The organism is Streptomyces sp. IBSBF 3136, from assembly GCF_036815105.1.
Classification (GTDB): Bacteria; Actinomycetota; Actinomycetes; order Streptomycetales; family Streptomycetaceae; genus Streptomyces.
Map to the genome: position 1 here is coordinate 43,858 of NZ_JAJSZC010000003.1, position 21,422 is coordinate 65,279.

Genomic DNA, 21,422 nt, shown 5'->3' on the forward strand with positions numbered 1-21,422 from the left:
CATCGGCGTGACTGCCATGGTGCACACGCGCGTGCACCCGGTGTACAAGCCGGACGAGAACCATGACCGTACGACCGCTGAACCGGAGGGGGCCGGGATGAGACTGCTGCTCGTCGAGGACGACAACCATGTCGCGGCCGCCCTGTCCGCGGTCCTGGCGCGGCACGGTTTCGACGTCACCCACGCGCGCAGCGGCGAGGAGGCCCTCCAGGCGCTCGTCCCGGAAGGCGCCGGCTTCGGGGTGGTCCTGCTCGACCTGGGCCTGCCCGACCAGGACGGCTACGAGGTCTGCGGCAAGATCCGCAAGCGCACCAGCATCCCCGTCATCATGGTCACCGCCCGCTCCGACGTCCGCTCCCGGATCCACGGGCTGAACCTGGGCGCCGACGACTACGTGGTCAAGCCGTACGACACCGGGGAACTGCTCGCCCGTATCCACGCCGTCAGCCGGCGCACCGTCCACGAGGACGCCGCGGCGGGCGCCGAGACCGCGCTGCGGCTCGGGTCCGTGCACATCGAACTGCCGACCCGTCAGGTCAGCGTGAACGGTTCGGTCGTCCCACTGACCCGCAAGGAGTTCGACCTCCTCGCGCTGCTCGCCCAGCGCCCCGGGGTCGTCTTCCGGCGGGAGCAGATCATCAGTGAGGTGTGGCGCACCAGTTGGGAAGGCACGGGCCGCACCCTGGAGGTGCACGTCGCCTCCCTGCGCGCCAAACTGCGCATGCCCGCGCTGATCGAGACCGTACGCGGCGTCGGCTACCGGCTCGTCGCCCCGGCCGCGTAGCGGGGCCGGGTGCGCACACGGCTCCTGCCGCTGCTCATCGTCCTGATGGCGGCCGTGCTCCTCGCCCTCGGCGTCCCGCTGGCCGTCAGTGTCGCCGCCGCCGAGCAGCAGCGGGTCGTCGTCGACCGGATCGACGACACCGCACGCTTCGCCGCACTCGCCCAGTACGTCACCGACGCGCCCAGCGGCTCCCGGCGCACGGCCCCGGACGAGCGTCAGGAGACCCTCCGCCGGGAACTGGACAGCTACTACGGCGTCTACGGCATCCGCGCGGGCGTCTTCTACCGCAACGGCTCCGCCATGGCCAACGCACCCGGCGACTGGCTGGTCCCGCAGGCGGGCGAGGTCAGGGAGGCGTTCGGCGAGGCGCTGCTGAGCCGCCGCAGCCACGACCCCCGGCAGGTGTGGCCCTGGCAGCGCAGCCGGCTGATCGTCGCCTCGCCGGTGATCCGGGACGGCGACGTCGTCGCGGTCGTGGTCACCGACTCGCCCACCGGGCAGATGCGTTCACGGATCCTGCGCGGCTGGCTGCTCATCGGGGCGGGGGAGATCGCCGCGATGCTGCTCGCCGTCGGCGCGGCGCTGCGGCTGACCGGCTGGGTGCTCAGGCCGGTACGGATCCTGGACGCGACCACCCACGACATCGCCACCGGACGCCTGAAGTCCCGGGTCGCGGTCGGCGGCGGACCGCCGGAACTCAGACGGCTGGCCCGGTCGTTCAACGAGATGGCGGACAACGTCGAGGACGTGCTGGAGCAGCAACGGGCCTTCGTCGCGGACGCCTCGCACCAGCTGCGCAACCCGCTCTCGGCGCTGCTGCTGCGCATCGAACTGCTCGCCCTCGAACTCCCCGAGGGCAACGAGGAGATCGCCTCGGTCCGCACCGAGGGCAAACGGCTCGCGCAGGTCCTGGACGACCTGCTGGACCTGGCGCTGGCCGAGCACACGGAAGCCGACCTCGCGGTGACCGACATCGGCGCCCTGACCGAGGAGCGGGTGGCCGCCTGGTCACCGGCCGCCGACGCCAAGGGTGTCCGGCTCGCCGGCGACTGCCCGCCCACCACCGGCTGGGCCGACCCGATCACCTTGTCCAGCGCGCTGGACGCGGTGATCGACAACGCCGTGAAGTTCACCCCCGAGGGCGGCACGGTGGACGTCGCCGTGTCCTTCGACGGCGCGGCCGCGACGGTCGTGGTCACCGACACCGGGCCCGGCCTCACCGACGACGAACTCGCGCGCGTGGGCGACCGCTTCTGGCGCAGCGGCCGCCACCAGAACGTCAAGGGCTCGGGTCTCGGCCTGTCCATCACCCGCGCCCTGCTCGCGGCCGGCGGCGGCTCGATCACCTTCGCGCACCACGAGCCGCGCGGACTGCGGGTCACGGTGTCCGTGCCACGGCACCCGGAGACGCACTAGGCACGCTGCGGACGGACCGACGGGCGGACCGCCGGACTGGCCGGGCGGGCGGACCGACGGGCGGACCGCAGGACGGGCCCGACGGACGGGCCCGCCGGACGGAGCGGGCGGACGGGAGCGGCGGACGGCCCGCAGGACGGAAGCGACGGACGGCCCGGCGGTGGGGCCTCCGGGCGGTCGGCGGCGCGCGCGACCGCGCCCGTCAGGGCTTGACCGACTCGTAGTAGCGCCGGGCGCCCTCCTGCAGGGGCAGCGGATCGGTGTAGATGGCGGTGCGCAGGTCGACGAGCTGGGCGGAGTGCACATGGGCACCGATTCCGTCCCGGCTCCTGATCACCGTGCGGGTCAGCCACTCGGTCAGCCGGGGATCCATGTCCTTGCGGGTCATCAGCACATTGGACACCGCGATCGTCGGCACCGCCGACCCCCGCTGCACGGAGTGGTACGCCGACTCGGGAATGCTGGTGGCCCGGTAGTAGCGGGCCACCGCACCGTCGGCGTGCAGCCTGGTGACGAGCTCGCCGTCGATCGGCACGAACTTGAAGGCGGACTTCTCGGCCAGCCCCATCAGCCCCTTGGTGGGCAGCCCGCCCGACCAGAAGAAGGCGTCGATCTTCCCCCGCCGCAGCTGGTCGGGACCGGTGTCTATGCCGTCCGAGACCGGGGTGATGTCCTTGCGCGGGTCGATGTCCGCGGCCCGCAGGACCCGGTTCGCGATCAACCGCACCCCGGAGTCGGGCAGTCCGATCGCCACCCGCTTGTGCCGCAGGTCAGCGACGCTGTCGACGGTCGAGTCGCGCGGCACGATCAGCTGCACGTAGTCGTCGTAGAGACGGGCCACACCGCGCAGCTGGGCGGCCGCACCGGGATGCCGCAGCGTGTAGGTCTCCACCGCGTCCGCCGCCGCGATCGTGAAGTCGGCCGTGCCGGCCGCCACCCGCTGGACGTTCTCCTGCGAACCGGCGCTGTTCAGCAGCTTCACCTTCAACCCCGGCATGTCCTTGCGCAGCTCGGTGCGCAGCCGCTCGGCGTATTCCTGGTAGACCCCGGGCGGCGTGCCCGTGCTGAAGACGATCGTCCCGCTCGGCGGCTTCTCGCCCAGCGGCAGCAGCCACCACAGCAGCAACCCGAGGGCGACGACGCCGGCGGCCGCGCTCTGCAGCGCCCGGCGCCTGCTGACACGGGTGAACACCATGGACATGCGGGCGATCCTGCCAGGCCGTGCGCGGCACTGGCCAGGGTGGGGCCGCCCCGCCTGGTTCCAGCGGGGCCGCCGGCGCTGTCAGTGGCGGCCGTTAGGGTCGCCGCATGAGCACTTCGCCCGCCCGCCTGGTCCGTGAGTTCCACACCGCCTTCGGCCTGGACGCCCGCACCATACCGACGGAGGTGACGCCGGCCCTGGCCGAGCACCGCGGGGAGCTGCTCGCCGAGGAGGCGGCCGAGGTCGCGGAGGTGTCGGTCGAGGGGCCGCTGGACCGGCTCGCGCACGAACTGGCGGACGTGGTGTACGTGGCGTACGGCACCGCCCTGGTCCACGGGATCGACCTGGACGAGGTGATCGCCGAGATCCACCGCGCCAACATGAGCAAGCTGGGTCCCGGTGGCGAGGTGGCCCGCCGTGCCGACGGCAAGGTCCTCAAGGGTGAGCACTACCGGGCACCGGACGTGTCGGCGGTCCTGCGCTGCCAGGGCTGGACGCCGGACGGAACCTGACGGCGTCCGGCGTCACCTGGCGGCGCAGGACGATGCCGACGAGGCAGGGGGCCGCTGATCCTTCAGAGCACCGCGCCGCCCTGCCCCGGGATGCCCGTGCCGCCGAGCCGGGTGAGCAGGGCGGACAGCAGCCCGATCTCGTCCTCGCTCCACCCGTCGGCGGCGAAGACCTCGGCTGCCGTCTCCTCGGCCGTGGCCAGCATCTCCTTCAGGAGCTGCCGGCCCGTCCCGGTCAGCGACGCGTACGCCACGCGGGCGTCGCGGGCGTCCGGCTCACGGGTCACCAGTCCGATCCGCTCCAGCGGGGCCAGCCCCCGGGTCACCCCGGAGGCGGTCAGCCCCAGCGCCTCGGCGAGGTCGACCCGGCGCATCCGGCCACCGGGCGCCTGCCCCAGGCGCAGCAGCATCGTGAAGTCGGCGAGGCTCACCCCGTGCAGCCCGCTCAGCCGGGCGTCGAAACGCCGGACCAGCGCGGTCTGGGCCCGCACCAGCCGCAGTGCCGCGTCCAGGGCGCCGCTCATCCCTCACCGCCGTTCCCGCTCGCGCTTATCATTGCGAACTCCTTGACCACTCAAGTTTATGTGCCGTCGGAACGCATGGCGCGCCGCTGACGCTTCCCCAGGGGAGCCTGCGAGAGGTCCTCCGCACCGGACCTCAGCTTCTTGAAGCCGTAACCGCGCTCGGTCAGCCACCTCTTCGCCGCCTCCTCGGCCCGCTCGGTCGCCGCCAGGATGTCCTCCTCTTCCTCGCCGGTGTCCGAGAAGCGGAAGACGAAGGCGGGCCGGGCGGCGATGTCGTAGGTGAGATGCCCCTCGGGCGTGTAGGCGGCGCGCAGCATGTCGTGCTGGGCGGCCGTCCCGGCTGCCCTCCCTCGCTTTCCGCTGTCGTCCGATCAGGAGGCAGGGGCCGGCGGCGGGTTCTCGCGCAGCCAGGTCAGGACCTGCTCGGCGTGCTGGTCCGGTGGGAAGACCGGATGGAAGACGTGCTCGATCACGCCGTCCCGGACGATCATCGTGAGCCGCTTGTACAGCCGCGTCCCGCCCGCCTCGAACGTCGGCAGCCCCAGCGCCTCGGCCAGGTCGAAGGCCGGGTCGGACAGCATGCCGAACGGCAGCCCGAGCCGCTCCACGACCTCGCTCTGGTAGCCGGTGTCCTGGCTGGACAGCCCGAACACCCGCCCGGCGCCGGCTTCGAGGAGTTCCCGGAAGTGGTCACGGAATCCGCAGGCCTCGGCGGTGCAGCCGCGGGCGCCCGGGATGGAGTTCCAGCCCTCCGGCAGGTCGGTGCCGGGGCGGCCGGTGAGGGGATAGACGTAGATCACCGCCCGGCGGGGCCCGAGCCGGTCGAGCCGGACGCTCCGGCCCGCCGTGTCGAGCAGCGTGAGCCCCGGCGCCCGTGTCCCGGGCAGGTGGTCCGCAGCGCCGTCGGCCTCGGGGGCGGGCAGGTCCGCGGGCAGCTTGAGGTAGTCCTCGGCCCGCGCCCCGCTTCCCGCAGCCGTCCTGGCGCCGCTGCCCCGGTGGGCGGCCGCGTTCAGCTGGGTGATCAGCGTCGAGCGGCGGGCCGTCAGCGCCTCGATACGCTCGCTGAGCTGGTCGATGGCGTCCCGGTAGCTCGCCAGCGACGCCGGACAGTCGTCGGCGTGCGCCCTGCCGGCCGCCAGGCACTCCAGGAACGGCCGGGTGCGTTCCACGGGGATGCCCAGCCCGTGCAGGGAGCGGATCTCCCGCACGAGCCGTACGTCGTCCCCGGTGTAGTCCCGGTATCCGTTGGCCAGCCGCGCGGGTGCGATCAGCCCCAGCGACTCGTAGTACCGCACCGCCTTGACCGTCGCACCGGCCTGATGGGCGAGCTCACCGATCCTCATTCCGATCACCTCACCGGAACGCTGAACCCGGCCCCCAGGGGCAGCGTCAAGGGTCCAGGGCCGGGCGCGCACCGGGGGCCGGGTCGTGCGCGCCCGTCGCGCGGATGCTCCGTGCCGGTGAGCAGGTGTACAACTGGAGCGGAGGGCGGTGGCATTCCATGGAGTACGTCGCGGTGACCGCGCTGAGCCATCCCGGGCTGCTCCGCCAGCGGAACGAGGACAGCCTCGTGATCGGTCCGTGGACCCTGTGCGCCACGGTGACGGAGAACGCGCAGACGCTGGTCTTCCCGCTCGGCGCCCCGCTCGTCGTCGCCGTCGCCGACGGGCTCGGCGGCCACCCCGGCGGCGACGTGGCCAGCGCGCTCGTCGTCCGCCGTCTCGCCGGCCTCGGCCCCGCACTGGCCACCGAGGACGATGTGCACGACGCCCTCTCCGCCTGCAACCGCGCCGTGTACCAGGCGGCCGGCGAAGACACGGCGAGCGAACTCGCCGCCATGGGCACGACGGTCGCCGGAGCCGTCGTACGCGGCGACTCCGTGCTGGTCTTCAACGTGGGCGACAGCCGGGTCTTCGGGGCCCCGCGGGACGGACTGCGCCAGGTCAGTCACGACGACAGCCCACCGCTGGAACCCGGGCGGCGCACCACGTCGATCGTCACCCAGTGCCTCGGCGGCACCCGTACCTACCGTGCCGTGCGCCCCCATGTGACGGCGCAGCCCCTGTCGCCCGGCGACCGCTGGCTCATCTGCACCGACGGCCTCACCGACCCGGTGCCCGAGGACGTGCTCGCCGACGTGCTGCGCACGCACGACGACGGCCGGGCCGCCTTCGAGCTGTGGAAGGCCGCGATGGCCGCGGGCGGCCCGGACAACGTCACGCTGGCCATCGTGCGCGTTGGCGGCGATTAGGGGCGGGAGAGCGCGGCAGGGGCTCACGCCGGGACCGCCTACCCTGGACGCATGACCAGCAGCAGCGACCGGAGCCCGGTAGTGGACGTTCAGAGCACTTTGACGTACGAGATCCGGACCTACGGGTGCCAGATGAACGTCCATGACTCCGAGCGGTTGTCCGGGCTGCTCGAAGAGGCCGGGTACGTGCGGGCCCCCGAGGGGTCGGACGGGGACGCGGACGTCGTCGTCTTCAACACCTGCGCCGTGCGCGAGAACGCCGACAACCGGCTGTACGGCAACCTCGGCCGGCTCGCGCCGCGCAAGGCGTCCCGGCCCGGGATGCAGATCGCGGTCGGCGGATGCCTGGCGCAGAAGGACCGGGACACCATCGTGAAGAAGGCGCCCTGGGTGGACGTCGTCTTCGGCACGCACAACATCGGCAAGCTGCCCGTCCTGCTGGAGCGCGCCCGCGTCCAGGAAGAGGCGCAGGTCGAGATCGCCGAGTCGCTCGAGGCGTTCCCCTCCACGCTGCCCACCCGGCGCGAAAGCGCCTACGCGGCCTGGGTGTCGATCTCCGTCGGCTGCAACAACACCTGCACCTTCTGCATCGTCCCGGCGCTGCGCGGCAAGGAGAAGGACCGCCGCACCGGCGACATCCTCGCCGAGATCGAGGCCCTGGTCGCCGAGGGCGTCTCCGAGATCACGCTGCTCGGCCAGAACGTCAACGCCTACGGCTCGGACATCGGCGACCGCGAGGCGTTCAGCAAGCTGCTGCGCGCCTGCGGCACGGTCGAAGGCCTGGAGCGGGTCCGCTTCACCTCCCCGCACCCCCGTGACTTCACGGACGACGTCATCGCCGCCATGGCCGAGACGCCGAACGTGATGCCGCAGCTGCACATGCCGCTCCAGTCCGGCTCGGACACCGTGCTGAAGGCGATGCGCCGCTCCTACCGGCAGGACCGTTACCTCGGGATCATCGAGAAGGTGCGGGCCGCCATCCCGCACGCCGCGATCACGACCGACATCATCGTGGGCTTCCCCGGCGAGACCGAGGAGGACTTCGAGCAGACGCTGCATGTGGTGCGCGAGGCGCGTTTCGCGCAGGCGTTCACCTTCCAGTACTCCAAGCGGCCCGGCACCCCTGCCGCGACGATGGAGGACCAGATCCCCAAGGAGGTCGTCCAGGCGCGCTACGAGCGTCTGGTCGCGCTCCAGGAGGAGATCTCCTGGGAGGAGAACAAGAAGCAGGTCGGCCGCACCCTGGAGCTGATGGTCGCCGAGGGCGAGGGCCGCAAGGACGGCGCCACCCACCGCCTCTCCGGTCGCGCCCCCGACAACCGCCTGGTCCACTTCACCAAGCCGGAGCAGGACGTCCGCCCCGGCGACGTGGTCACCGTCGAGATCACCTACGCCGCCCCGCACCACCTCCTCGCCGAGGGCGCCGTCCTCGACGTGCGCCGCACGCGCGCGGGCGACGCCTGGGAGAAGCGCAACGCCGCCGAGGCCGCCAAGCCGGCGGGCGTGATGCTCGGCCTGCCCAAGATCGGCGTCCCGGCCCCCCTCCCGGCCGCGGCGAGCGCCTGCGGCTGCGACTAGGGCCGCACGACCGGGGCCCGCACCCCACCGCGTAGGGGGCCCGCACCTCAACCGGGCACCCTGGCGGTGAGGTCGCCCGCATCGCGTGCGGGCGCCGCGAACCGCTCGTGCGGTGACGCCGGCCGGTGGTCCGGCGTTACCCTGCCGATCATGCTTGTCGCCGCAGCCGTCTGCCCCTGCCCGCCGCTGCTCGTGCCCGAGGTCGCCGCGGGTGCCGCCGCCGAACTGGACGCCGCGCGCGTGGCGTGCACCGACGCGCTGGGTGTGCTCGCCGCCGCCCGCCCCGACCTGCTGGTGGTCGTCGGACCCGCCGGGAAGAGCGGGCGCGGCCCGCACCCGCAGGGCACGCCGGGCTCCTTCCGGGGCTTCGGCGTCGACCTGGACGTGCGGCTCGGTCCCGCCACGGACTCCGTTCCCGAGCGCGAGCTGCCGCCGTCGCTGGCTGTCGGCGCCTGGCTGCTGGAGCGGACCGGCTGGGCGGACGCCCCGATCGAGGGACTCGGTGTCGGGGAACCGCTCGAGCCCGAGCGGTGTGCCGAGGCGGGCAGGGAGATCGGTGCCCGCGCGGAGCGGGTGGCGCTGCTGGTGATGGGCGACGCCAGCGCCTGCCGGACGCTCAAGGCGCCGGGCTACCTCGACGAGCGGGCGGCGGCCTTCGACGCCGGGGTGGCTCGGGCGCTGGGCGCGGCGGACCCGGCGGCCGTCATGGCGCTGGACGCAGGACTCGCGCACGAGCTGAAGGCCTCGGGCCGCGCGCCCTGGCAGCTTCTCGCCGGGGCGGCCGAGGGCGCGGACCTCAGCGGCGCGCTCCTGTACGACGACGCCCCGTACGGTGTCGGATACCTGGTCGCCACCTGGTCCTAGACGAACTGGGCGACCGAGGCGGCAGGGTCGCCCGGGCGCCCCTGCTCGGCGGATCGACCCACACGCACGCGCGGATCGACCCACCACGCACGCGCGGATCGACCCACCACGCACGCGCGGATCGTCCCGCCCCGCGCGCGGCGGACGGCCGGGACCTCGCGCCCTCGGCCGTCCACCGATCCGCGTGCCGTTCAGGAAGCCGGCGGCGGGCCCTCGGGGCGCGTGGCGGTCGTGGTGCCACCGGCCTGCGGACCCTCCGTGTGCGCGAGGCGGTCCATCGCCTGCTTTGTCTTGCTCGTACCCGCGTGGATCTTGTCGCTGTACTTGTGCTTGGTGCGGTCGTCCACGGCCTTCGCGGCCTTCTCGATGCCGTGCTGGACCTTGTCCTCGTGCCGGCGCGCGAAGTCCGACATCTTGTCCTTGGCCGGCGCGAGCTTGGCCTTCACGTTCTCCAAAAGACGCATGGTCCACCTTCCCTCACGGGGACAGTCATGTGCGGGCGCTCTCACCGGCCTCGCTGTCGGCGGCGTCGTCGGCGGACTGCTGCCTGGGGATCTCGGCCCCTTCGCCCTGCTGGGCCCCGGCGGCCTCCGGCTTCGCGGCCGCGCTCCCGGACTCGTCCGCTGCCGGTCCCCGTGCCTCCGGTCCCTCCGCCTCCGCCACCTCCGCCTCTCCCGGCTCGGTGCCGGCCGGCGCCTCGGCGGCCGACGCCTCTCGTGCCGCCTTCGACCGGCCGAGAATCCGTGCAAAAACGCCCATATCAACTCCATACGTTACTCGTGCGGGCGAAATCCCGCGTCACGCGGTGCGTCCGTTTGCGCCACTCCGGTCACCGGCTCCGGAAGACCGACCGCACGGCACGTCGGTGCAACGACCCGGGACACGGGCCGTCACGTAACCCGTTCGAGGCGTGGCGGTGGGGTTTGCGAGACTGGTGCGGTGAGCAGCGCACCCCTCGCCCCCCGCGTCATCGCCGTCGTCGGACCCACAGCGGCCGGAAAGTCCGATCTGGGCGTCCACCTGGCCCAGCGGCTCGGGGGTGAGGTCGTCAACGCCGACTCCATGCAGCTCTACCAGGGGATGGACATCGGCACCGCCAAGCTGACGCCCGAAGAGCGCGGCGGCATCCCGCACCACCTGCTCGACATCTGGGACGTGACGGTCGCGGCCTCCGTCGCCGAGTACCAGAAACTGGCCCGCGCCCGGATCGACGGGCTGCTCGCCGAGGGCCGCTGGCCGATCCTGGTCGGCGGCTCCGGCCTGTATGTCCGCGGAGCCGTCGACAACCTGGAGTTCCCAGGCACCGACCCCGAGGTCAGGGCCCGCCTGGAGGAGGAGCTGGCGCTGCGCGGCTCCGGCGCGCTGCACGCGCGCCTGGCCGCCGCCGACCCCGAGGCCGGCCGCGCCATCCTGCCCAGCAACGGCCGCCGTATCGTCCGGGCCCTGGAAGTGATCGAGATCACCGGGCAGCCGTTCACCGCCAACCTCCCCGGCCACGACTCGGTCTACGACACCGTCCAGATCGGCGTCGATGTCGCCCGCCCCGAGCTCGACGAGCGCATCACGCGCCGCGTAGACGTGATGTGGGAGCAGGGGCTCGTGGAGGAGGTGCGGGCCCTGGAGGCGCGGGGGCTGCGCGAGGGCCGTACCGCGTCCCGCGCGCTCGGGTACCAGCAGGTGCTCGCGGCGCTCGCCGGCGAGTGCACCGAAGCGGAAGCGCGGGCCGAGACCGTCCGCGCCACCAAGCGCTTCGCGCGCCGTCAGGATTCCTGGTTCAGGCGCGATCCCCGGGTGCACTGGCTGAGTGGGGCCGCGGCCGACCGCGGGGAACTTCCCGGGCGGGCTCTGACGTTGGTCGAACGACCGGTCACAGCCTGATCACGTCATGGCATCGGGATGCGCCGCATGTCAACGCGGCCTCTGACGCCGTGCCATCATCGAGCTTCGATCCACCAGTGGAGTCCTAGTTGGGAGGGCGCGTGGCGATGGAGGCCGGCCCTCGCGACACCGCACATAGTGCTGAGCACGTCACCACCGACGGTGGCGAACCGGAACAGGGCGAGGACCGTCTGGGCGCCCTGGCCGACGACGGCCCCGAGGAGACCTCCGGGGGCGTGACGGCCGACGGGCCGACGCCCGAGGAGATGTACGCCGGCGGTCCCGAGGTCGAGGTCGAGCTGCGCCCGCAGCGTCGGCTGCGCATCTGGCAGCTCGCGCCCATCGTGGCCCTGGCCGCGGGCGGCTCGCTGATGTTCGCCTTCCCGCTCGCCTTCGACTTCGGCGACAGCGGCGCGGTCATCGCGATGCTGGGCCTGCTGATCTGCTCCTGCGCGGCCGGCTGGGGCATGATGGCCGCCCGCCGGGTGGGCTACACCTGGCCCGGCCTGCCCCCGCGCGGCTCCGGACGCAGACCCGACTGGCGGGTCGTGCTCGGATACGTCCTGCTGGTGGCCGTGGTGGCGGTCCTCGCCGTCTGGCGCGTGGCACGGCTGCGCTGACCCGTCCCGGCGGGGGAGCGACCGGGCCCGGCCGCCGGGCGGCGCGTACCCTCGAGGGATGAGCACGCGGATCGCCTTCCTCAAGGGTCACGGCACCGAGAACGACTTCGTGATCGTCCCGGACCCCGAGAACACCATCGACCTCACCCCGGCCGTCGTCGCGGCCCTGTGCGACCGCCGCGCCGGCATCGGCGGCGACGGGGTCCTGCACGTCGTGCGGTCCGCGGCGCACCTCGAGGCCCGGTCGATGGCAGCCGAGGCGGAGTGGTTCATGGACTACCGCAACGGCGACGGCTCGATCGCCGAGATGTGCGGCAACGGCGCCCGCGTGTTCGCCCGCTACCTCCAGCACGCCGGGCTGGTCGACGAGGGCGACCTCGCGATCGCCACGCGCGCGGGGGTGAAGTCGGTGCACATCGACAAGGACGGCGACGTCACTGTCGGCATGGGCAGCGCCCGGCTCCCCGAGGGAGACGTCACGGTGAGCGTCGGCGAGCACAGCTGGCCCGCGCGCAACGTGAACATGGGCAACCCGCACGCCGTCGCCTTCGTCGACGACCTCGCGCACGCGGGCAACCTGTTCAGCCCGCCGCCGTTCAGCCCGGCGGCCGCCTACCCCGACGGGGTCAACGTCGAGTTCGTCGTCGACCGCGGTCCCCGCCACGTGGCTATGCGCGTGCACGAGCGCGGCTCCGGCGAGACCCGCTCCTGCGGCACCGGCGCGTGCGCGGTCGCCGTGGCCACCGCCCGGCGCGACGGCGCCGACCCGGCCGTCACCGGTACCCCGGTGACGTACACGGTGGACCTGCCCGGCGGGCGCCTGGTCATCACCGAACGCCCCGACGGCGAGATCGAGATGACTGGTCCGGCCGTGATCGTCGCCGAAGGCGAGATCGACGCCGACTGGCTGGAAAACGCCCTCCGCTGACCTGGTGAAACAACGGTGGTGACGGCCCCGGACACCAATACCAGGGGTTTCCGTGGGCCGGGGCCGTTCGAAACCACGGCCGAGTGCAGGGCAGGTGGCGCAAACTCTAAACCTCATTCGCGTCGCTCGATTGGGTGATCCGTTTCACGCTCGGCGAGAGGCGGTCAGTCATACGTGATGGGCTCGGTAGCATCAAGCACCGGCACGGACGGGGGAACGTCGCCAACCATGAGCCACGTACGCCCTGGGGCTCCGTCCGCCGGTCCACGAGCCGGAGGTGCCCATGAGTGCGGAGGCCACGAACCCTGCGACCCCTGGCCCGGTAGCGCCCACGGCGCCCGCGACGGCCCGCAGGAAGTCCCGGGCCCGGATCGACCTGCGGCGGCTCGGCCGGGCCGCCCTGCTCGGTCCCGCAGCCCGCGGCAGGCTGCCCGACGCCATCGGCCACGTCGTCGAGGCGCACCGCGCCCACCACCCCGACGCCGACCTCGACCCCCTCCGCCGGGCCTACGTCCTGGCCGAGTCCTCACACCGCGGCCAGATGCGCAAGAGCGGTGAGCCGTACATCACGCACCCGCTGGCCGTGACCCTGATCCTCGCCGAACTCGGCGCGGAGACGACCACCCTGACGGCCTCCCTGCTCCACGACACCGTCGAGGACACCGACGTGACGCTGGACCAGGTGCGCGAACAGTTCGGCGAGGAGGTGCGCTACCTCGTCGACGGCGTCACCAAGCTGGAGAAGGTCGACTACGGCGCGGCCGCCGAACCCGAGACCTTCCGCAAGATGCTCGTGGCCACCGGCAGCGACGTGCGCGTGATGTCGATCAAACTCGCCGACCGCCTGCACAACATGCGCACCCTCGGGGTGATGCGCCCCGAGAAACAGGAGCGGATCGCCAAGGTCACCCGGGACGTCCTCATCCCGCTCGCCGAACGCCTCGGCGTGCAGGCCCTGAAGACCGAACTCGAGGACCTGGTCTTCGCCATCCTCCACCCCGAGGAGTACGCGCACACCCGGGAACTGATCGCCCGCAACGCGGCCCGCCCCGACGACACCCTCGCGGAGATCGCCGACCAGGTGCGCGTGGTGCTGCGCGAGGCCGACATCCAGGCCGAAGTCCTCATCCGCCCGCGCCACTTCGTCTCCGTGCACCGGGTCTCGCGCAAGCGCGGCGAACTGCGCGGCGCCGACTTCGGCCGCCTGCTGGTGCTCGTCAACGAGGACGCGGACTGCTACGGCGTCCTCGGCGAACTGCACACCTGCATGACACCGGTGGTCTCGGAGTTCAAGGACTTCATCGCCGTACCGAAGTTCAACCTCTACCAGTCGCTGCACACCGCGGTCGCCCGCGGGGACGGCCAGGTCGCCGAAGTCCTCATCCGCACCCACCAGATGCACAAGGTCGCCGAGGCCGGCGTCATCGCCCTCGGCAACCCGTACGACCCCGGCTCCGACGACCCCGCCGACGGCGAGCGCGCCGACCCCACCCGGCCCGGCTGGCTCTCCCGGCTCCTCGACTGGCAGCGGGCCGCGCCCGACCCCGACACCTTCTGGTCCACCCTGCGCGAGGACCTCGCCCAGGACCGGGAGATCACCGTCTTCCGGCCCGACGGCGGCACCCTGGGCCTACCCGAGGGCGCCACCTGCGTGGACGCCGCCTACGCGCAGTACGGCGAGGACGCCCACGCCTGCATCGGCGCCCGCGTCAACGGCCGCCTCGCGACGCTCAGCACGGTCCTGCGGGACGGCGACACGGTCCAGCTCCTCATGGGCCAGGACCCGGCCTCCGAGCCCTCCCGCGAGTGGCTGGAGCACGCCCATACCCCCGCCGCCCGCATCGCCATCCAGCGCTGGCTCGCCACCCACCCGGCCGAGACCGGTGAGAGCGAGGCCGACGACCGGGGCGCGGCGAGCGGCCCGCCCGCCCGGCCCGTCGCCGCCGAGGACGCTCCCGACACCCGTCCCCGCGGCGCCGAGGTCCTGGTGGACCGGCCGGGCGCCTCCGTACGCCTCGCCGGGTGCTGCACGCCCGTCCCGCCCGACGAGATCACGGGCTTCCTGGTGCGCGGGGGAGTGGTGACCGTGCACCGCGTGCAGTGCGCTGCGGTCGCGCACATGAAGAGCCGGGGGCGCGCGGAGATCGGCGTGCGCTGGGGGGAGACCACCGAGTGCCGGGTCACGCTGGTCGCTGAATCGTTCGGCCGCCCGCATCTCCTGGCCGACCTCACCGAGGCCATCGCCACGGAGGGCGTCGAGATCGTCTCCGCGACCGTCGAACCGCCCAGCCAGGGGAGGGTCCACCACACCTACAGCCTCCAGCTGCCCGACGCGGCGCACCTCCCGGCCCTGATGCGCGCCATGCGGGACGTACCCGGGGTGTACGACGTGGACCGGGCCCAGCACCAGTAGCGGTTCGCCGGCGCCGGTGACCGGGTCCAGGACTCGGCACCGGACTCAAAAGGCCCGGGTGCCGGTCCCGGCAGCGCAGAATGCGTCGCCGGACCAACCCGTTCGGGTGGGCCGGACGCGCGTCGCCGCCGTGGCGCACGCCCGCGCTGGTAGCGGTGTTGCATGTCGCTCAAGCCCCGCCCGCGCCCGTCCCGCCGGCCGCTCGGCCGCCGGAGGGCCGCCCTGCTCGCCTCCGCCGTCTGCGTCTGCCTCCTCGCCGCCGCCGCGCCCGCCGAGCCCCTGGGCGTCGGCGACCGCCTCTATCCGTACCTCGGCAACCCGGGGTACGACGTGGCGGCGTACGACCTGTCCTTCACCTACTCAGGCGCCAACGACAAACCGCTGCAGGCCGTCACCACCATCGACGCCCACACCACCTCCGCCCTCGACCACGTCAACCTGGACTTCGCGCACGGCAAGGTCGAGTCCGTCGAGGTCAACGGCCGGCCCGCCGGCTTCGCCGGCGCCGGCGAGGACCTGGTCGTCACGCCGGACCGCCGCCTGCCCGCGGGCCGCTGGATGCGGATCACCGTGAAGCACACCAGCGATCCGGTCGCGGCCAAGGACCAGGACGGCGGCTGGGTGCGCACCTCCGACGGCCTCGCCATGGCCAACCAGGCCGACGCCGCCCACCTGGTCTTCCCCTGCAACGACCACCCCTCGGACAAGGCGCGGTTCACCATCCGGATCACCGCCCCGAACGGCTACACCGCCGTCGCCAACGGAGTGCCCCTCGCAACGCAGCGGGCCGGCTCCTCCACCACCTGGACCTACCGCACCCTGCACCCCATGGCCACCGAACTCGCCCAGGTGTCCATCGGGCGCTCCGCCGTCCTGCACCGCCAGGGCCCGCACGGACTGCCGGTCCGGGACGTCGTGCCCAGCGCCGACCGCAAGGCGCTCGAACCCTGGCTGGCCAAGACGCCCGACCAGATCGCCTGGATGGAGAGCAAGGTCGGAGACTTCCCGTTCGAGACCTACGGCGTGCTCATGGCGCAGGCCGACACCGGATTCGAACTGGAGACGCAGACCCTCTCGCTCTTCGAGAAGGACCTGTTCGGCGACTCCGCCTACCCCTCCTGGTACCTGGACTCGATCATGGTGCACGAGCTGTCGCACCAGTGGTTCGGGGACAGCGTCAGCCCTCGCACCTGGTCCGACGTCTGGCTGAACGAGGGGCACGCCACCTGGTACGAGAGCCTCTACTCGGAGGAGAAGGCGCACCGGTCCATGGTGGACCGCATGAAGGCCGCGTACGGCGCCTCCGACCGCTGGCGGGCGGCCGGCGGCCCGCCCGGCCTGCCGAAGCCGCCGAAGCCCGGCGAGAAGATCAGCATCTTCCGCCCGAACATCTACGACGGAGCCGCGCTGGTGCTCTACGCCCTGCGCCAGGAGATCGGCCGGGACGCCTTCGAGCGCCTGGAGCGGCTGTGGGTGCGGGAGCACCGGGACTCTACCGCCACCACCGCCGACTTCGTCCGCCTCGCCTCCGCCGTCGGCGGCCGCGACCTGAGCGGCTTCTTCCATGACTGGCTGTACGGCGCGAAGACCCCGCCGATGCCCGGTCACCCGGACTGGAAGAGCGTGGCGCAGGGCAAGGCTCCCAGGGTGCGCATCCCGAAATAAGGCGGTGACGAGACGGGCCGTGCCGTGCGACCATTTTCAGGTATGCGCGGCACGGGACACGGGAATCTCCCGGAGTACCCGGGCGTTGTACCTCGTGACCGCCGGTGTACCGCCTCCGGCGGATCGGCCATTCCATCGACGTAAGGATCCAATGACCTCCTCTTCTTCCCCTTCCCAGGACACCAAGCGCCTCGCGCACACCTATCCCGAAGGTCTTCGGGCCGATGCCCTGATGGAAGAGGACGTCGCCTGGAGCCACGAGATCGACGGCGAGCGGGACGGTGACCAGTTCGACCGCTCCGAGCGCGCGGCCCTGCGCCGCGTGGTGGGTCTCTCCACCGAGCTGGAGGACGTCACCGAGGTCGAGTACCGCCAGCTCCGCCTGGAGCGGGTCGTGCTCGTCGGCGTGTGGACCACCGGAACCGCCCAGGACGCCGACAACTCCCTCGCGGAGCTGGCCGCCCTCGCGGAGACCGCGGGCGCGCTCGTGCTCGACGGCGTGATCCAGCGCCGCGACAAGCCCGACGCTGCCACCTACATCGGCTCCGGCAAGGCGCTGGAGCTGCGTGACATCGTGCTCGAGTCGGGCGCGGACACCGTCATCTGCGACGGTGAGCTGAGCCCCGGCCAGCTGATCCAGCTCGAAGACGTCGTCAAGGTCAAGGTCATCGACCGTACGGCCCTGATCCTCGACATCTTCGCCCAGCACGCCAAGTCCCGCGAGGGCAAGGCGCAGGTCGCGCTCGCCCAGATGCAGTACATGCTGCCGCGCCTGCGCGGCTGGGGTCAGTCCCTGTCCCGCCAGATGGGTGGCGGTCGCGGTGGCCTCGCCACCCGTGGCCCCGGTGAGACCAAGATCGAGACGGACCGGCGTCGGATCCGCGAGAAGATGGCGAAGATGCGCCGGGAGATCGCGGACATGAAGACCGGCCGCGAGATCAAGCGCCAGGAACGCCGGCGCAACAAGGTGCCGTCGGTCGCCATCGCCGGCTACACCAACGCCGGCAAGTCCTCCCTGCTCAACCGCCTCACCGGCGCCGGCGTCCTGGTCGAGAACGCCCTGTTCGCGACCCTGGACCCGACCGTCCGCCGGGCGGAGACCCCGAGCGGCAGGCTGTACACGCTCGCCGACACCGTCGGCTTCGTCCGGCACCTGCCGCACCACCTGGTCGAGGCGTTCCGCTCCACCATGGAGGAGGTCGGCGACGCCGACCTGATCCTGCACGTGGTGGACGGCTCGCACCCCGACCCCGAGGAGCAGCTCGCCGCGGTGCGCGAGGTGATCCGGGACGTCGGCGCCACCGACGTGCCCGAGATCGTCGTGATCAACAAGGCGGACGCGGCCGACCCGCTGGTGCTCCAGCGGCTGCTGCGGGTGGAGAAGCGCTCGATCGCCGTGTCGGCCCGCACCGGCCGGGGCATCGGGAAGCTGCTCACGCTGATCGACGACGAGCTGCCCCGCCCCTCGGTCGAGGTCGAGGCACTCGTGCCCTACACGCACGGCAAGCTCGTCGCACGCGCCCACACCGAGGGCGAGGTGATCTCCGAGGAGCACACCGCGGAGGGCACCCTGCTCAAGGTCCGGGTGCACGAGGAGCTGGCGGCGGACCTGGCGCCGTACACGCCGGCCCCCGCGGCCTGACCTTCCGGCACGACGAAGGCCCGCCACCCCCTGACGGGTGGCGGGCCTTCGTCCTGTCCCGGCGGGCGCCGGCCGCCGGGGCGGCCACGAGGCCGGTCGTGATGCCGCCCCGCCGCCGCCCGTGCGCCGTTACCGCGTCACCGCCCGGCGAACTTCTTGCTGACCGAGTCGTACACGCCCTTGGCCACCTCACCCAGCCGCGGACCCGCCAGCCAGCCCGAGGACACCGGGCCGATGGACGTGTTGGAGACCAGCGCCGGCTTGCCGTCGGAGCCCGTCTCCACCCAGCCGCCGCCGGAGGAACCGCCGGTCATCGTGCAGCCGATCCGGTACATCGTCGGGTCCGTCCTCCGGATCGACAGCCGGCCCGGCTTGTCCTGGCACTGGTAGAGCAGCTGACCGTCGTAGGGAGCCGCAGCCGGGTAGCCGGAGGCCGTGATGCTGCGCACCTTCGGCACGGCGGGGGCGTTGAAGTTCACCGGAAGGGCGCCACCGACGGTCTCCTCCAGCGACTTGCCGGCGTTGCCCTGCTCCGGTGTCACATGGATGACCGCGAAGTCGTACGACGCCCCGTTGCCACCGGTCTCACCGCCCTGGTCGATCCACTGCTGGGAGGTCTTCGCCTCGTCGGCCCACCACACCCCGTACGGCGCGACCTCGTCCCTGGTCGCGTCCTGCAGCTCGGCGTTCGACTTGCCCGCGTTGTTGTACGACGGCACGAACGCGATGTTGCGGTACCAGCCGCCGGTCCTGCCGGCGTGCACGCAGTGGCCCGCCGTCCAGATGAGGTTGGACTTGCCGGGGTGCGCGGGGTCCTCCACGACCGTCGCCGAGCAGACCATGGTGCCCTCGGGGGAGTCGAAGAACACCTTGCCCGACGTGGCGGCGCCGGCGTGGTACGGCGCCCGGACCGCCTGGGCCCGCACCGGCGCCGGCGTCGGGTCGGTCACTCCCTGGTCACCGGAGATGTCGTTGTCGTCGACCCCCTTGTCGGGGTCGTCGGCGCCCCGCATCCGGTCCGGGTTCCACAGGCCCTTGATGATCGGGTTGACGAAGTCGTTGGCCTCGCGCAGCCAGTCGTCCCGGTTCCAGTTCTTCCAGGCGCCGTGCTTCCACTTGTCGATGTCGATCCCGTGCTCGCGGAGCCGCTTCCGGATGTCCTCCGGGATCTTGATCTTCCCGTCGCCGGCCGTGCCCGCCGTCGTGGTGACGGAGGGCTTGGCGTCGGCGTGGTCGTCGCCGTTGCAGGCGGTGGCGGTCAGCGCCAGCACCGAGACGAGGGCGACCATCGCCGGCACGGGGGAGGTTCTGCGGGACGCGCCCCTCCCTCGGCGAACGGTGAACGACGGCCGTATGGATCGCATGGTCTTGACTCCCCCTGCTGTGAAGGAACTAGGCGCTCGGCCCGCGCACCGGCCGGGAACTCACGGGGAGTTCACGCCGGCCGCGCGGACCTCTGGGAACGGGACCACACACTATGCGGTCGCTGTGGGGGACTTCCGACGGAAGGGCAACAGTTCCGTCACGGCAAGGATCTTGAGGCAACCCGTAACCCGCAGGCCGGTCAGCGGTTGGTAACGGTGAGGGGGCTGCTGCCTGTGCCCGGTCCCGTCGATCAACTCGCCTCTGGACAGCGGGAGGACAGCGAGCAGTGGCCGTGACCGAGTCGGTGGCTGAGGATGCGTGCGGGGAAGCGCGCGCCGTGCACGAGGGCATCCTGCGGCGCCAGTCGGCGCGTGAATCAGCGGCGCGCACCTACGCCCGGGCGCTGCCCATCGTGCCCGTGCGGGCACGCGGGCTGACCATCGAGGGCGCCGACGGCCGCCGCTACCTGGACTGTCTCTCCGGCGCCGGGACGCTCGCCCTCGGGCACAACCACCCGGTCGTGCTGGAGGCCATCCGCCGCGTCCTCGACTCCGGCGCTCCGCTCTCCGTCCTCGACCTGGCGACGCCCGTCAAGGACGCCTTCATCACCGAGCTGTTCCAGACCCTGCCACCGGGTCTCGCCGGCCGCGCCCGCGTCCAGTTCTGCGGACCGGCCGGCACCGACGCGGTCGAGGCCGCCTTCAAACTCGTCCGGGCGGCCACCGGACGGGCCGGCATGCTCGCCTTCACCGGCGCCTACCACGGCATGACGGCCGCCGCCCTGGCCGCTTCCGGCGGCGCCGGTGAGGTCCGGGTCGCCCGCCTGCCGTATCCGCAGGACTACCGCTGCCCCTTCGGCGTCGGCGGCCCGCGCGGCGCCGAACTCTCCGCCCGTTACACCGAATCGCTCCTCGACGACCCCAAGTCCGGCGTGCCGCTGCCCGCCGGGATGATCGTCGAACCCGTCCAGGGCGAGGGCGGGGTGATCCCGGCACCGGACGACTGGCTGCGCCGCATGCGGCGGATCACGGCCGACCGGTCCGTCCCGCTGATCGCCGACGAGGTCCAGACCGGCGTCGGCCGCACCGGCGCCTTCTGGGGCGTCGACCACAGCGGTGTCACGCCGGACGTCATGGTGCTGTCCAAGGCCATCGGCGGCAGCCTCCCGCTCGCCGTGGTCGTCTACCGCGACGACCTCGACGTCTGGCGGCCCGGCGCCCACGCCGGAACCTTCCGCGGCAACCAGCTCGCCATGGCCGCGGGCACCGCCACCCTGGCCCACGTCCGCGAGAACGGCCTGGCCGAACGGGCTGCAGCGCTCGGCTCCCGGATGTTGTCCCAACTGTGCGCATTGCGGGACGAGTTCCCCTGCGTCGGGGACGTTCGGGGTCGCGGTCTGATGATCGGACTCGAACTGGTCGACCCGGAGGGCGAGAGCACCGGATTCGGCGGAGGCCCTGTCCCCGGCGAACCGGGCGAGCCCGGCGCCCTGGTGAACGGGGCGGAACCGGTCCGAACCCCGCGCCCCGCCGATCCCGAACTCGCCGCGGCCGTCCAGCGGGAGTGCCTGCACCGCGGCCTCATCGTGGAACTGGGCGGCCGACACGCCGGTGTCGTACGGCTCCTTCCCCCACTGACCATCAGCGACGAACAGGCGGCAGCCGTACTGGACCGCCTGTCCGACGCGATCGCGGCGGCGGCGCGCCACCGGCGGTCCCCCGGCGGACCCCCTCCACGCACCGGCTGACCGCCGTTCCCCGGCGGGAGACATCGAGAGTCCGGCT

19 protein-coding genes and 1 pseudogene are annotated in these 21,422 nt (G+C 72.6%); 13 read left to right on the forward strand and 7 right to left on the reverse strand.

Translation table 11 applies throughout. From position 1 onward, the window contains the following. Positions 1 to 97 precede the first annotated feature (97 nt). Positions 98 to 784, forward strand: coding sequence for a response regulator transcription factor (locus tag V7E45_RS01125; protein ID WP_333772164.1), 687 nt, complete (start codon positions 98 to 100; stop codon positions 782 to 784). Between the two features lie 9 nt (positions 785 to 793). Next, positions 794 to 2,200 (forward strand): sensor histidine kinase, encoded by a 1,407-nt coding sequence (locus V7E45_RS01130; protein ID WP_333772128.1) that lies wholly within the window; start codon positions 794 to 796, stop codon positions 2,198 to 2,200. 202 nt (positions 2,201 to 2,402) lie between these two features. On the opposite strand, the gene V7E45_RS01135 is transcribed toward V7E45_RS01130, so the two are convergent. Further along, positions 2,403 to 3,401, reverse strand: coding sequence for a TAXI family TRAP transporter solute-binding subunit (locus V7E45_RS01135; protein WP_333772129.1), 999 nt, complete (start codon positions 3,399 to 3,401; stop codon positions 2,403 to 2,405). Positions 3,402 to 3,508: 107 nt separating this feature from the next. On the opposite strand from V7E45_RS01135, the gene V7E45_RS01140 reads away from it, so the two are divergent. Continuing rightward, positions 3,509 to 3,913: a MazG nucleotide pyrophosphohydrolase domain-containing protein gene (locus tag V7E45_RS01140; RefSeq protein WP_333772130.1), complete on the forward strand. Its 405-nt coding sequence runs from the start codon at positions 3,509 to 3,511 to the stop codon at positions 3,911 to 3,913. Positions 3,914 to 3,975: 62 nt separating this feature from the next. Here the strand turns inward: V7E45_RS01140 and V7E45_RS01145 are convergent, their stop codons facing one another. The 3 genes and pseudogenes from V7E45_RS01145 to V7E45_RS01155 all read right to left on the reverse strand — a co-directional run bounded on the left by V7E45_RS01145 (position 3,976) and on the right by V7E45_RS01155 (position 5,777). Beyond that, positions 3,976 to 4,434 carry a MarR family winged helix-turn-helix transcriptional regulator gene (locus tag V7E45_RS01145; RefSeq protein ID WP_333772131.1) on the reverse strand — a complete coding sequence of 153 codons (459 nt, stop codon included), beginning with the start codon at positions 4,432 to 4,434 and terminating at the stop codon, positions 3,976 to 3,978. Between the two features lie 56 nt (positions 4,435 to 4,490). After that, positions 4,491 to 4,790 (reverse strand): annotated as a pseudogene (locus V7E45_RS01150) (DUF6204 family protein); the annotation flags it as partial. 15 nt (positions 4,791 to 4,805) lie between these two features. Next, the gene (locus V7E45_RS01155; protein WP_333772132.1) at positions 4,806 to 5,777 is read right to left on the reverse strand and encodes a redoxin family protein; all 972 of its coding nucleotides are present in this window, start codon (positions 5,775 to 5,777) and stop codon (positions 4,806 to 4,808) included. 158 nt (positions 5,778 to 5,935) lie between these two features. Between V7E45_RS01155 and V7E45_RS01160 the strand changes: the two genes are divergently transcribed. The 3 genes from V7E45_RS01160 to V7E45_RS01170 all read left to right on the forward strand — a co-directional run bounded on the left by V7E45_RS01160 (position 5,936) and on the right by V7E45_RS01170 (position 9,127). After that, complete coding sequence (locus tag V7E45_RS01160) at positions 5,936 to 6,685, forward strand: PP2C family protein-serine/threonine phosphatase (RefSeq protein ID WP_333772133.1); 750 nt, start codon at positions 5,936 to 5,938, stop codon at positions 6,683 to 6,685. Positions 6,686 to 6,736: 51 nt separating this feature from the next. Further along, positions 6,737 to 8,263 carry a tRNA (N6-isopentenyl adenosine(37)-C2)-methylthiotransferase MiaB gene (gene miaB / locus V7E45_RS01165; RefSeq protein ID WP_333772134.1) on the forward strand — a complete coding sequence of 509 codons (1,527 nt, stop codon included), beginning with the start codon at positions 6,737 to 6,739 and terminating at the stop codon, positions 8,261 to 8,263. A 150-nt stretch (positions 8,264 to 8,413) separates the two neighbouring features. Then, positions 8,414 to 9,127 (forward strand): class III extradiol dioxygenase subunit B-like domain-containing protein, encoded by a 714-nt coding sequence (locus V7E45_RS01170; RefSeq protein ID WP_333772135.1) that lies wholly within the window; start codon positions 8,414 to 8,416, stop codon positions 9,125 to 9,127. A gap of 191 nt (positions 9,128 to 9,318) precedes the next feature. On the opposite strand, the gene V7E45_RS01175 is transcribed toward V7E45_RS01170, so the two are convergent. Next, positions 9,319 to 9,591, reverse strand: coding sequence for an antitoxin (locus tag V7E45_RS01175; RefSeq protein ID WP_317445771.1), 273 nt, complete (start codon positions 9,589 to 9,591; stop codon positions 9,319 to 9,321). A gap of 25 nt (positions 9,592 to 9,616) precedes the next feature. Beyond that, positions 9,617 to 9,886 (reverse strand): hypothetical protein, encoded by a 270-nt coding sequence (locus tag V7E45_RS01180; protein ID WP_333772136.1) that lies wholly within the window; start codon positions 9,884 to 9,886, stop codon positions 9,617 to 9,619. A 180-nt stretch (positions 9,887 to 10,066) separates the two neighbouring features. On the opposite strand from V7E45_RS01180, the gene miaA reads away from it, so the two are divergent. From miaA to hflX, 6 genes are all read left to right on the forward strand, one after another. Further along, on the forward strand, positions 10,067 to 11,005 hold the full coding sequence (miaA, locus tag V7E45_RS01185; protein ID WP_333772137.1) for a tRNA (adenosine(37)-N6)-dimethylallyltransferase MiaA: 939 nt from the start codon (positions 10,067 to 10,069) through the stop codon (positions 11,003 to 11,005). Between the two features lie 107 nt (positions 11,006 to 11,112). After that, positions 11,113 to 11,625: a hypothetical protein gene (locus V7E45_RS01190; protein WP_333772165.1), complete on the forward strand. Its 513-nt coding sequence runs from the start codon at positions 11,113 to 11,115 to the stop codon at positions 11,623 to 11,625. Between the two features lie 58 nt (positions 11,626 to 11,683). Continuing rightward, on the forward strand, positions 11,684 to 12,553 hold the full coding sequence (dapF, locus tag V7E45_RS01195) for a diaminopimelate epimerase (protein ID WP_333772138.1): 870 nt from the start codon (positions 11,684 to 11,686) through the stop codon (positions 12,551 to 12,553). Positions 12,554 to 12,836: 283 nt separating this feature from the next. Then, positions 12,837 to 14,966, forward strand: a complete 2,130-nt coding sequence (locus V7E45_RS01200) for a RelA/SpoT family protein (RefSeq protein ID WP_333772139.1) — start codon at positions 12,837 to 12,839, stop codon at positions 14,964 to 14,966. Positions 14,967 to 15,128: 162 nt separating this feature from the next. Next, entirely contained in the window at positions 15,129 to 16,631 is a 1,503-nt protein-coding gene (locus V7E45_RS01205) for a M1 family metallopeptidase (RefSeq protein ID WP_333772140.1), read from the forward strand. A 151-nt stretch (positions 16,632 to 16,782) separates the two neighbouring features. Then, complete coding sequence (gene hflX, locus V7E45_RS01210) at positions 16,783 to 18,273, forward strand: GTPase HflX (RefSeq protein ID WP_333772141.1); 1,491 nt, start codon at positions 16,783 to 16,785, stop codon at positions 18,271 to 18,273. A gap of 137 nt (positions 18,274 to 18,410) precedes the next feature. Here the strand turns inward: hflX and V7E45_RS01215 are convergent, their stop codons facing one another. Then, the gene (locus V7E45_RS01215) at positions 18,411 to 19,637 is read right to left on the reverse strand and encodes a trypsin-like serine peptidase (RefSeq protein WP_333772142.1); all 1,227 of its coding nucleotides are present in this window, start codon (positions 19,635 to 19,637) and stop codon (positions 18,411 to 18,413) included. 287 nt (positions 19,638 to 19,924) lie between these two features. On the opposite strand from V7E45_RS01215, the gene V7E45_RS01220 reads away from it, so the two are divergent. After that, positions 19,925 to 21,385 (forward strand): diaminobutyrate--2-oxoglutarate transaminase family protein, encoded by a 1,461-nt coding sequence (locus V7E45_RS01220; RefSeq protein WP_333772143.1) that lies wholly within the window; start codon positions 19,925 to 19,927, stop codon positions 21,383 to 21,385. Positions 21,386 to 21,422 lie beyond the last annotated feature (37 nt).